6 protein-coding genes are annotated in these 13,186 nt (G+C 46.7%); all 6 read left to right on the forward strand.

Annotated elements, in window-relative coordinates; genetic code table 11:
• Nucleotides 1–180: 180 nt before the first annotated feature.
• Genes T500_RS0102560 through T500_RS0102585 form a run of 6 tightly spaced genes read left to right on the forward strand, consistent with a single transcriptional unit; the run spans nucleotide 181 to nucleotide 13,058 of the window.
• A complete protein-coding gene (locus tag T500_RS0102560; RefSeq protein WP_036908255.1) occupies nucleotides 181–3,315 on the forward strand; it encodes a SusC/RagA family TonB-linked outer membrane protein in 3,135 nt (1,044 codons plus the stop codon).
• A 12-nt stretch (nucleotides 3,316–3,327) separates the two neighbouring features.
• The gene (locus T500_RS0102565) at nucleotides 3,328–5,226 is read left to right on the forward strand and encodes a RagB/SusD family nutrient uptake outer membrane protein (RefSeq protein ID WP_036908258.1); all 1,899 of its coding nucleotides are present in this window, start codon (nucleotides 3,328–3,330) and stop codon (nucleotides 5,224–5,226) included.
• Between the two features lie 36 nt (nucleotides 5,227–5,262).
• Entirely contained in the window at nucleotides 5,263–8,064 is a 2,802-nt protein-coding gene (locus T500_RS0102570; protein ID WP_028906822.1) for a SusC/RagA family TonB-linked outer membrane protein, read from the forward strand.
• A gap of 13 nt (nucleotides 8,065–8,077) precedes the next feature.
• Nucleotides 8,078–9,847 (forward strand): RagB/SusD family nutrient uptake outer membrane protein, encoded by a 1,770-nt coding sequence (locus T500_RS0102575; protein ID WP_028906823.1) that lies wholly within the window; start codon nucleotides 8,078–8,080, stop codon nucleotides 9,845–9,847.
• A 33-nt stretch (nucleotides 9,848–9,880) separates the two neighbouring features.
• The gene (locus tag T500_RS0102580) at nucleotides 9,881–10,915 is read left to right on the forward strand and encodes a DUF5627 domain-containing protein (RefSeq protein WP_013065175.1); all 1,035 of its coding nucleotides are present in this window, start codon (nucleotides 9,881–9,883) and stop codon (nucleotides 10,913–10,915) included.
• Nucleotides 10,916–10,934: 19 nt separating this feature from the next.
• On the forward strand, nucleotides 10,935–13,058 hold the full coding sequence (locus T500_RS0102585) for an endo-1,4-beta-xylanase (RefSeq protein ID WP_028906824.1): 2,124 nt from the start codon (nucleotides 10,935–10,937) through the stop codon (nucleotides 13,056–13,058).
• The last annotated feature ends 128 nt before the right edge of the window (nucleotides 13,059–13,186 follow it).

Raw genomic sequence — 13,186 nt, forward strand, 5'->3', positions numbered from 1 at the left:
CATTTTTCTTTAATTGTTACTGAATATAAAGTTTGTGTTTCTTCTTTTTAAACCTTTTTTTACTTAAAATATGTACTTTTGCGGCCGTTTTAGTCTGTAAGTCGAAAAAGTATGTAGAATCAAAACAAGTTTTTTTATCTCAATTAACTATAGTCAAATTATGTATCAAAATCAATCAAAATGAAACAGCTAACAAGTCTTTTGAAACGTGCTGTTCCTTCTTTGCTTCTGCTTTTCTGCTCTGCTTTCGCGCAGGCGCAGGTAGGAAGTGTTAGCATTAAGGGATCGGTCGTTGACAATGCGGGTGAGCCTCTGATTGGCGCATCGGTTGTTTTGAAGGGAAACACTGGTCAGGGTACGGTAACGGACTTTGACGGTAATTTCCAGTTGAAGGTTCCTTCTGAGAGTTCTGTTATTGTGATCTCTTATGTGGGAATGAACACTCAGGAACTGAAGGTGGGCAAGCAGCGCACTTTCAAGGTGACACTGACCGACAACACCAAGTTGACGGAAGTGGTAGTAGTTGGTTACGGCCAGCAGAAAAAAGCCTCGGTGGTAGGTGCTATTACCCAGACCACAGGTGAGGTGCTGGAGCGTGCCGGCGGTGTGAGCAACATTGGTGCTGCCCTGACAGGTAATCTGCCTGGTGTAGTAACCATGCAGTCTACTGGTATGCCAGGTGATGAGGATCCAAAGATTGTGATCCGTGGTATTTCTTCTTGGAACTCAAGCGATCCTCTTGTATTGGTGGATGGTATTGAGCGTTCACTCGGAAGTATCGACATCGCCTCTGTACAGAGCATTTCTGTACTGAAGGATGCCTCTGCCACAGCCGTGTATGGTGTGAAGGGTGCCAATGGTGTTATTCTTGTTACTACCAAACGTGGTAATGATGGTAAGGCCAAGATCGAGATTGGTATGCAGGCTACAGCCAAGGTAGTTTCACAGCTGCCAGGTAAGCTGCACTCAGCCGATGCGCTGGCCGTTCGTAACCAGGCTATCGAGCATGAGTTAGGTCTCACTCCTTCTTCTTGGGGTAAGATTACACCAGAGGGAATCCTGAACAAGTATCGTAACCCCATCGACCAGGCTGAACGCGAGCGCTATCCTGATGTAGATTGGCAGGACGAGCTCTTCAAGAAGATGGCTTTCTCTTACAACCCTAATGTCAACATCTCGGGTGGTACCAAGGCCGTCAAGTACTTTGCTTCGGTTGACTTCCTGCATGAGGGTGACTTGTATAGAGAGTTTGATAATAACCGTGGTTATAATGCCGGTTATGGTTTCAACCGTATCAATGTACGTTCAAACCTGGACTTCCAGATTACTAAGACAACAGTCTTGAAGTCGAACCTGTTCGGTAGTCATGGTCAGAAGAAGGGACTGTATGGTATCGATACCGGTTCATGGTATGAGAGCCAGTTGTGGCAGGCTGCCTACAGCACACCAACAGATGCTTTCATGCCTCGTTACAGTGACGGTACATGGGGTTACTATCCCGACGACACTCAGGGTGCCCATAACTCTATGCAGGATATTGCAACTGGTCATGGTTCGGCCACCAATACTACTACGCGCGTAAATACCGACTTTATCCTGGAGCAGGATCTGTCGTTCATCACACCAGGACTCCGTGCTTCGGCTACAGTATCTTGGGATAACGTTTTTGTAGAGGTGAACCGTGGTATCAACGATATGAACCACTCTACACAGACCAAGTGGATTGATCCTGAGACAGGTCAGGAGAAGTATTCTCAGCCTCAGGACAGTAAGACCAACTTCGACTACCACGAGGGTATCCTCTGGAGTACTGATGGTGGTTCTATTCAGAACTGGAACACACAGCGTAACCTGTTCTATCAGGGACAGTTGTTCTGGGGCCGTCAGTTCGGTCAGCACGATGTAACTGCCATGGGTGTATTCAACCGTACAGAGCGCACATCGGGTGGTAACTTCACTAACTATCGTGAGGACTGGGCCTTCCGTACCACTTATAATTATGGTGGCAGATATTTCTTTGAGTACAATGGTGCTTACAACGGATCAGAGAAGTTCTCAAGTGCCAACCGCTTTGCTTTCTTCAACTCAGGTGCCGTAGGTTATCTGATTAGTGAGGAGAAGTTCTTCCAGCCTTTGAAGAAGTATATCGGCATGCTGAAGTTCCGTTACTCTTATGGTGAGGTTGGTGATGACTATATCAACAGTCGTTGGCTCTATGCTACACAGTGGGCATATGGTGGTAACATTCAGCAGGGCCTGCAGACTGAGACCAGTCCTTACACATGGTATAAAGAGTCTTCTGTAGGTAACCCCGATGTACACTGGGAGAAGGCTATCAAGCAGAACTTAGGTATCGACTACTCTCTGTTGGATGGTTTGTTCGCCGGATCTATTGAAATCTTCCACGAGAAGCGTTCTGACATTCTGATTGCTGGTAACAACCGCTCTATTCCTTCTTATTATGGTGCAACACCTGCCACTGCTAACCTGGGTCGTGTTCGTACCAAGGGTTATGAGTTGGAACTCCGTGTGAACAAGGTGCTTCATAATGGCATGCGTTTCTGGGGTAACTTCAACATGACTCATGCTGAGAATAAGATTCTGGAGTATGATGATGCTCCTGGACTGCCCGATTATCAGAAGCAGACCGGCTTTGCCATCGGTCAGGATCACGCAAACCTGACATCTGGCTATGCTAACACTTGGGACCAGGTTATCGGTATGACCGATTTCAATACCAATGATGATCAGAAACTGCCTGGATCGTACATCATCCACGACTACAATGGTGATGGTGTGATTGATTCAAACGATTCAGCTCCATATAGTCTGACTGGCACACCACAGAACACCTATAGTGCTTCTATCGGTTGGGAGTGGAAGGGCTTCAGCCTCTATATGCAGTTCTATGGCGTACGTAATGTGGTTCGTTATGTAGCCTTCAACTCTCTGCCTGGTGGAAAACTCGATACCGTATATGATGAGGGTAGCTACTGGACCGTGGATAACATGGATGCCGACGCACCTATGCCACGTTGGGGTTCTAAGCCCGACTATTACGAGGGAACACGTTTCCACTATGATGGTTCATTCATCCGTCTGAAGAATGCTGAGATTGCCTATACATTCACTCAGCCTTGGGTTAAGAAGATGGGTGCACAGAGTCTGAAGGTATTCCTGAATGGTAACAACCTCTGGGTATGGAGCCGTATGCCAGACGACCGTGAGTCGAACTTCGCTGGAACTGGTCTCGCTTCACAGGGAGCCTATCCTACTGTTAAGCGTTTTAACTTAGGTCTTAAGATCAACCTATAAAAAAAGAAAACAATGAAATTTCTAAATAAGTATATAATGATAGGTGCTGCTGCCCTGACCCTGAGTCTGGGTATGATTTCGTGCACCGACTATTTGGACAAAGCCCCAGAATCAGATATCTCTGATACTGACGCCTACAAGGATTTCCATAACTTCCAGGGCTTTGTAGAGGAATTATACTATTGTCAGCCTGATCCTACCAACGGTTACTGGACTAACTCTTGGAACTGGGGTGAGGACGAGATTATGAACATCAATGTGAACTATCACATGTGTTATAAGGTTGACCAGGGTGACTTCTGGGGATGGCAGAGTGAATTCGACGGATGGCAGTCTGGTTGGATGGATCGTGCAAGCAACGAGACAACCAGTGCTAATGGTCCCGACCGTTTCAAGCACTCTATGTGGCCTTTGGCATGGTATGGTATCCGTAAGGCCAACATGGGTATCGAGAATCTGGATAAGATCACTGCTACCAAAGAGGAGAAAGACCTGATTGCCGGTCAGCTTTACTTCTTCCGTGGTTGGTTCCACTTTATGTTGATGCAGTACTTTGGTGGTCTGCCTTATATCGATTCTGTTCTTCCCGCTGGTGAGAAACTTACTTTGCCTCGTCTCTCTTATGCCGAGTGCGCTGAGAAGGCTGCTGCCGACTTCCGTAAGGCTGCCGACCTGCTGCCTGTTGACTGGGATAAGACTACTGTAGGACGTGTAACTGCAGGTAAGAACCAGTTGCGTGTAACTAAGATTGCTGCCCTCGGTTATCTGGGTAAGGATCTATTGTGGGCTGCCAGTCCTTTGATGAACGAGGAGTCGACAGGTGCTACTACTTATAATAAGGACTTTGCTAAGCGTGCTGCTGAGGCATTTGGTGAGCTGCTGAACATTGTTGATGGTGGTAACACACAGTTCGGTCTGATTCCATTCGACGAGTACTCTGAGAACTTCGTAACAATGGATGGTTCAGGTAAGATGCCTGGACAGAATAAGGATAATACCATCACCGAGGCTATCTTCCGTGGTCCTACCTATGGTTCTGGTTGGGGTTGCTCAGCCTGGGGACAGGTAAAGTGCTATGGTGGTATGGATATCAACGACAGTGGTGTAACGTTTATGCCTACTGCCAACTATGTAAACTACTATGGTATGGCTAACGGTCTGCCTCTGGATGATAACGATTCTCAGTTTGATAAGACTCATCCTTGGAAGGACCGCGACCCACGTTTCTATCATGACATCAAGTATGATGGCTGTCAGATGATTGTAAAGGAAGACGACGGTTTCAAGGATTGGCGTTATGCTGACATGCAGACCAATGGTAAGTATCGTGATGAGTACCGTGGAACCCGTACTGGTTACTTTAACTATAAGTTCGTTTCTACCAAGTGTAACAAGGTGGACGATGGTTATGGATGGTCGCCACAGATTCACATGCATATCCCCTGGATGCGTTTGTCGGATGTTTACCTGATGTATGCTGAGGCAGCTGCCGAGGCTACTGGTAGCGCTACAGGTTCTGTAGGTTGCAAACTGACTGCTGTTGATGCCGTTAATAAGGTACGTGAGCGTGCTGGCGTAGCTGATGTTGCCGACAAGAACACTGCTTCACTCGACAATTTTATGAGCGAGGTTCGTCGTGAGCGTGCTGTAGAGCTCTCGTTCGAGGGACACCGTTTCAACGACTTGCGCCGTTGGCTCCTCCTGGACAAGTATCCTTATAACATCAAGACATCACAGGAATTCTTGCGTGTAGGCGATATGAATGTGGATGATCCTACAAAGAACACTGTTGCAGAATGGAGCGAGAAGGTGATTCTGAAGCGTAATTTCTCTAAGAAGCACTACTGGCTGCCACTTAAGAAATCGGATACAACACTTTATCCTGAGTTTGGTCAGAATCCAGGATGGTAAGATCATCAATACTATTATTTATAAGAACATTGATTTATGAAACATATAATTAAGAATATTGCACTTGGCGCCGCTCTGCTGCCTGTAGCAGCAGTGGCACAGACAGAGAAGGAATATACCGACTCTGTGGCAAGTCAGGTGAATGTGGCCTTCCGCACAGTCAACGAGGCTGATCTGATGGGAGGTGTTTCAACTGTCAATATGATAGAGCAGGCCAAGAAGGACTATACAACCTATAGTCTGGATGGTATGGATGCTTTGGTTGGCGGTTATAACGGACAGCTTTGGAATCAGGGTGAGGCCTTGGTGCTTGTTGATGGTGTGCCCCGTGATGCCAACAATGTACTGCCCACCGAGATTGAGCAGATTACCTTCCTGAAGGCCGCTTCGGCAGTAGTGCTCTATGGTAGCCGTGCTGCAAAAGGTGTGATTCTGATTACTACCAAGCATGGTCGTAACGACGGTCTGAATGTAAGTGTTCGTGGTAATGCTTCGCTCTATGTTCCAAAGAGCTATCCTAAGTATCTGGGATCGGCTGCTTATATGGAGCTTTATAACGAGGCTCTGCAGAACGATGGTAAGGCTGCCGTTTACTCTGAGGATGATATCTATCACTATGCCTCTAATGAGAATCCCTACCGTTATCCAAACATCAACTTCTTTGATAGCCAGTATATTAAAAAAACCTATCAGCGTTACGATGGTACAGCTGAGTTCTCAGGTGGTGGTCGTCTGGCTCACTTCTATGCCAATATCGGTTTGTCGAATGTTGGTAGCCTGATGAACTTCGGCGAGGGTAAGAACAATCATACCACTCGTTTGAATGTTCGTGGTAACATCGACCTGCGTCTGAATGACTGGATTGACGGTTATGTAAACGCCAATGCCACATTCTACGATGCCCGTAACGATAATAGTAACTTCTGGAGTGAGTCGGCTACTATGCGTCCTACCAGTCAGTATCCTTTGGTGCCATTCATCCCCATCTCGTATGTGGAGGAAGCTGATGCTGTAACGCTGAAGACCATTCAGAACTCTAACTATATCATCGATGGTAAGTACTTCCTTGGTGGTACTCAGTCTCAGCAGACTAACCCATTCGCAGCTATGTATGCAGCAGGTTACAACAAGTACACCTCTCGTCAGATGCAGTTTGATATGGGCATGAACTTCGACTTGAACAGTCTGGTAAAGGGCCTGAAGTTGAAGACCAAGTTCGCTGTTGACTACCACACACAGTATAACACCTCTATCAACAACGAGTATGCTGTTTACGAGGCTAAATGGAATAATTACTCTGGTCAGGATCTGATCACATCGATTACCAAGTATGGTACAGATAAGCGCACTGGTACTCAGAACCTCAGCAACAGTCATGACAAGCAGCTCATCCTGATGCAGGCTCAGCTCGACTACGACCGCTCGTTTGGTGACCACAACCTCAACGCTACATTGTTGGCTCACGGCTATCAGATTAGTGAGGATGGTAAGTATCACCGTACCAGCAATGCTAACCTTGGCTTGCAGTTGGCTTATAACTATGCTCATACTTATTATGCAGACCTCTCAATGGCTGCCATTCACTCAGCTAAACTGGCAGAGGGTCATCGTGAGGCCATCTCTCCAGTAGTATCACTGGGCTGGCGCTTGAAGAACGAGAGCTTCCTGCGTAATGTGAAGGCTGTAGATGATCTGAAGCTGACCGCTTCGTATGGTATCATCAATCAGGACCTTGATATCGAGAAGTACTATATGTACGACTACGTTTTCACTGCTACCGGTACATGGTGGGGATGGAACGAGGTTGCTAACTCTATGCAGACCAGCGATTCGCAGCAGGGTTCTAACTATAACCTCGGCTTCATTAAGCGTAAGGAGTTCCGTGCTGGTCTGACTGGTTCGTTGTGGGAAGGCGCATTGAAGTTCGATGCCAACTTCTTCACCACTTCAACAAACGGTCTGCTGACAACAGCTTCGACTATCTATCCAAGCTACTTCCAGACTTACTGGCCTGTATCTACTTTCCTGGCTAACACCAACTACAACAATCAGCGTCGTACTGGTGTTGACCTGACCTTGAACGTACATCAGAAGTTTGGTGAGTTTGATACTAACTTCGGTGTTTCGGCTATGTACTATACTTCGAAGAACACTAAGTGGGACGAGAACGTAGAGTACGACTGGTTGAAGGCTGAGGGACAGAGCGTCGAGGCTATGCGTGGTTACGAGTGCCTTGGCTTCTTCAAGGATGCCGACGATGTAGCTAACTCTGCAAAGATTAATAACAACACCAAGCCTGGCGACCTGAAGTATAAGGACCAGAATGGTGATGGTATCATCGACTCTAAGGACCAGGTGGTAATCGGTAAGTGGACTAATCCATTCCAGATGGGTGTACATTTCACTGTAAAGTATAAGGACTTTACCCTCTTTGCTCAGGGTTCTGGCACCTTTGGTGGCAATGGCCTGAAGAATGGCAAGGATACGTGGGTATATGGCGACGGCAAATACTCGGATGTAGTGCTGAACCGTTGGACTCCAGAGACAGCCTCTACGGCTACTTATCCTCGTCTGACCACAGAGAGTGGCGACCTGAACTTCGTCGCTTCTGACTTCTGGAAGTACTCTACTTCTGCATTCCGTCTGAACAAGGTTCAGCTCACTTATGATCTGCCTCAGTCAATCTTCGCTGGCGATTCATTCGTGAAGGGTGTTTCTGTATATGTAAGTGGCAGCGATCTGCTGACTATTGCCAAAGAGCGCAAGTATATGGAACTGAACGTAGGTACTGCTCCTCAGACACGTATGTATAATCTTGGTGTGAAGGTAAATCTCTAAAGATAAGATAAATATGAAAAAGATTATTAATATATTGACTCTGGCCGCAGTATCGGTAGCATTCACATCATGTGATGACCTGTTTGAGCCTGCTATTGAAAACAACCTCGGTCTGGACTATATGTATGAAAACCCACAGTACGCTGAAGGCGTATTGGGTAATGCTTATACACGTATCCCCTGCGCTGACTTCCCATTCAGCGAGGTGGCTACCGACGATGCTGTGAGCAATGACGCTACAAACGACTGGCGTAAGATTGCTTCAGGTACATGGACTTCGAACGAGAACCCATCAGAGCGTTGGCGTAACTGCCGTGCTGCCATCATGTATCTCAACCTGTTCCTGGCTAATGCCGACAAGGTGAACTGGGCTAATGACGAGATGGCTTCGCGTATGTTTAACGACCGTGAGAAGGGTGAGGCCTATGGTATGCGTGCCATGTATATGTACTATCTGTTGCAGGCTCATGGTGGTATGACTGCCGATGGTCAGTTGCTGGGTGTGCCCATCGTAACTGAGCCTGAGGATGCAAGTAGTGAGTTCAACCTGCCACGTAACACATTTGCAGAGTGCCTGCAGGCTATCTATGATGACTGCGACCGTGCTTTGGAATTGTTGCCTACTAATTATAAGGATATTAAGAATGCCAGTGAGATACCTTCAAAGTATCAGGGTGCAAACGTTGGTCAGTACAACCGCGTATTCGGTGCTAACTTCCAGCTCCGTATGTCGGGTGCCATCGTTGAGGCTTTCCGTTCTAAGGCTGCTCTGCTGGCTGCCAGCCCTGCTTTCGAAAAGTCGGGTGCTACCATGGCTCAGGCTGCCGACTATGCTGCAGTAGTTCTGGACCGTATTGGTGGAGTTGCTGGTATGGATCCTAATGGTTGGACCTGGTACTGCAACAATGAGATTGATGCCCTCTCAGCTGGTCAGCTGCCAAAGGAAATCCTTTGGAGAGGTGAGGTAGAGAAGAGCGGTAGCAACGACCGCGAGGCTGATATGTTCCCTCCATCACTCTATGGTAAGGGTCGTATCAATCCTACTCAGAACTTCGTCAATGCCTTCCCAATGGCCAACGGTTATCCTATCGACAACGAAAAGAGTGGATTCAATGCTGCTAATCCTTATGCTGGTCGTGATCCTCGTCTGGCTGCGTATGTTGTTTATGATGGCAACGGTGCTGGTAAGGATAATACAGCTATCAACACAACAGTGGATGATTCACAGAACCGTGATGGTTTGAACAACGAGGTTGGTTCTTCTACCCGTACAGGTTACTATATGCGTAAGCTGCTGCGTCAGGAGATTAACCTGGACCCTTCAGCAAAAACCACACAGAAGCACTACAATGCTCGTATCCGCTTCACCGAGATCTTCCTGAACTATGCTGAAGCTGCCAACGAGGCTTGGGGCCCAACAGGTAAGGGTAACCACAGCTATAGTGCTTACGACATCATCAAGGCTCTGCACGAGCGTGCTGGTGTGGGTAACGACTATCTGGAGAGCATTAAGAACGACAAAGATAAGATGCGCGAGCTGATCCGTAACGAGCGTCGTATTGAGCTGAGCTTCGAGGGCTTCCGTTTCTGGGATCTCCGTCGTTGGAAGGCTAACCTGACAGAGCCCGCTAAGGGTATCAGCATTAAGACCGTTGATGGTAAGAAGACCTATACCACCATCGAGGTTGATAAGCGTGATTATAAGGACTACATGATCTATGGTCCTGTACCTTACTCTGAGATGCTGAAGTTCGATGAGTTGAAGCAGAACCAGGGCTGGTAATAAAACAATGTAAAACTAAAAAGAAAAAAGAAAATGAAACGAATATATGCATTCATTTGTGGAATCTGCGCGCTGAGTGCTTTCACATCTTGTGAAAACAAGGAGGTGGAGTTTGACGACTTTGACTATCAGACCGTCTACTTTGCCAAGCAGACTCCTATAAGAACGATTGTACTGGGTGACAATGTTTATCCTACAGAACTTGACAACCAGCATCAGTTCGAGGTATATGCCACTGTAGGTGGTGTATGGAAGAACCGTCAGGATCGTACCATTCAGGTGGCTGTGGATAACTCACTGGTTACCGGTAAGACCTTCGAGAATGGTTCACCTGTCCAGGCTTTGCCCGAGGATTATTATGAGTTGTTGAGCAATACACTGACCATTCCTTATGGAAAGGTTATGGGCGCAGTGAAGGTTCAGCTCACTGATAAGTTCTTTGACGATGCCAAGGCTACAAGTCTGAATTATGTACTGCCTTTGCGTATTGTAGGTGCTAAGGACTCGGTACTGACTGGTAAGGACTATATCCTTTACGGTTTGAAGTATATCAACAAATATACAGGCGCATGGATTAGTCATGGTACTGATGAGATTGATCTGAATGGTGTGAAGTCGACCGAGACACGTGAGGCTGAGTACCTGGAGAAGAACGAGATCCGCTACCTTACTACCGAAGGACTGGCAGTAAGCAACTACTCTGTTCCTACAACAGTAGAGGCTTACAGATATGATGATGCTGCGAAAGCGTATAAGAAGACCATCGTATCACTGCCATGTAACCTCAAGCTGACCTTTGGTCAGGACGAGAGTTGCACAGTAGTTCCTACTACTGCTGGCTGCACCGGTTCTGGTTCAGGTAAGTGGACTTTGAAGGGCGCTAAGAATGCATGGGGTGGTAAGGATCGCGACGAGATCGTGCTCAACTATACCATCGATTATGAGTACACTGACTATGATCCCAATAACAATTGGGCTGCTGTTCAGCGTCATAAGATTGTGAAGAGCGCTGATACGCTGGTTATGCGTGATCGTCAGACCAAGCTCGAAACTTTCGTAGTAAAATAAAAAATAATTCTGAAAGATTATGAAACGTAATATTTCAAATATCATCTGTGGTGTTGTCGCCGTCTGTGGCCTCGCTTCATGTGCCGACACAGACATGATCAACATCTTTAAGGATAAGACTAAGAATCTGAAGGACTATGAGTACCTGAATGATTACGATGCGCTTAAAACATTTTCTAACCCTAAGGCTTCTCCCAATTTCAAGTTGGGAGTGGCCTTGGAGGCAGATGAATATAATGCCAACGGTCTTGTTACACGTCTGGCTAATGCCAACTTCATGGAGCTGACAGCAGGAAATGCAATGAAAATGGCTTCGTGTGTGGATGAGAATGGTAATCTGAACTTCGAGAATGTTCAGGCCTTTGTTAATAACGCTGAGGCCAATGGTGTGTCGGTTTATGGTCACACACTGGCTTGGCATGCTCAGCAGCCCCTGAAGTGGTTGGAGAAGCTGCTCAAAGATAAGGAGCTCGACATCGATCCTAATGCGAAGCTTGAGAAGGAAGACTATTCTGGTGACTTTGTGGGCATGTCAAAGTTCCCTTATTATGTGATGGGTTATGAGCCATCTATTGTTAATGGCTGTCTGCATTCAGAGAACCCTGGTTCATGGTATCAGTATTTTATTGCTGATGGTATTTCTATCCCAGCCGATGGCAATTATACTGCTATTGTAAAGGTTAAAGGTTCTGTTGCAAATGATGGTCTTACCCTGAACTGTGGCTGGGGCTGGGGCTCTGGCGAGTCAGCTTCTGGTAAACTGAAGATTACAACAGACTGGACTGAGCAGAAGGTCGACTTTACCGGAATTCCTGGTGGAAAGAAGTGTAACCTTGTACTTCAGCCTGGTAGCTATGACGGTACTCTTGATATCCAGACCGTTCGTCTGGTTCATTACGAATCACCTGCTATCGAGGTTGCAGTTAACGATTATGATTACTCGTTCAAGGATGTTAGTAAGTTCCCATATTATGTGATGGGCTACGAGCCAACAATTGTTAATGGCTGTCTGCATTCAGAGAACCCAGGTTCATGGTATCAGTACTTCATTGCTGATAACATTCCGCATCCTATCGAGGGTACTTATGTTGCAACCGTACGTGTAAAAGCTTCAAAGGCTGGCAGCATGGCTCTTAATATGGGCTGGGGCTGGGGCTCTGGCGAATCTGCATCTGGAACTTTGAAGGTTGATACTGAATGGAAGGATGTGAAGGTTACCTATGATAATATCCCTGCCAAGTCATGTAACCTGGTACTCCAGCCTGGTAGCTTCGATGGTGTTATTGACATCGCATCGGTGAAGGTTGACCACATCGTAAAGATGAACACACTGCCTCTGACAGAGAAAGAGAAGAAGGATACACTGACTTATGCTTTGGATAAGTGGATCGGTGGTATCATGACTGCTTGTGATGGTAAGGTAAAGGCTTGGGACGTAGTAAACGAGGCACTCTCAAGCGGACATGCCGATGCTGAGGGCGTATATGCTTTGCAGCACCTGAAGGATCAGCAGGATCCAGAAAAGGCTGCAACCGAGAGCTTCTTCTGGCAGGATTATCTGGGCGATATCGACTATGTTCGTACTGCCGTTAAGCTGGCTCGCAAGTATGGTCCACAGGATATGAAGCTCTTCATCAACGACTATAACCTTGAGGCTGCTTGGGATCAGAACAACAAGGCCAAGAGTCTGGTTGCTTGGATTAAGCGTTGGGAGGCTGACGGCGAGACCAAGATTGATGGTATCGGTAGTCAGATGCACGTAACCTACAGTATGAATGCCGACAAGCAGAAGGCTAATGAAGAGGCTGTTGTGAACATGCTGAACATTCTGGCTGGTAGCAAGAAGTTGGTTAAGATCTCTGAGCTTGATATGGGCTGCGAGGATGAAGCCGGCAATGTTATTAAGACAGAGAATATGACCGAGGAGCAGCATAAGGCTATGTCTGCTTACTATAAGTTCATCATCGAGAAGTACTTTGAGATTATCCCTGCTGACCAGCAGTATGGTATCTGCCAGTGGTGCATTACCGATGCTCCAACTAACTCAGGTTGGCGCAAGGGTGAGCCTGTAGGTCTCTGGGATCTCGATTATAACCGTAAACATACCTACGGCGGATTTGCTGATGGTTTGAACGGTAAATGATATTGTTTGTCTATGAGCAGACAATTTTAGAACTTTACATTGTTTTTGGAGCCTGGGCTTGTGAAAGTCCAGGCTTTTTTCTTGGTAGGTTCAAGAAAAATGTGTAATTTTGCAGGGTTTTTAGAAAG

The organism is Xylanibacter ruminicola Ga6B6 (genome assembly GCF_000687715.1).
Lineage (GTDB): Bacteria > Bacteroidota > Bacteroidia > Bacteroidales > Bacteroidaceae > Prevotella > Prevotella ruminicola_B.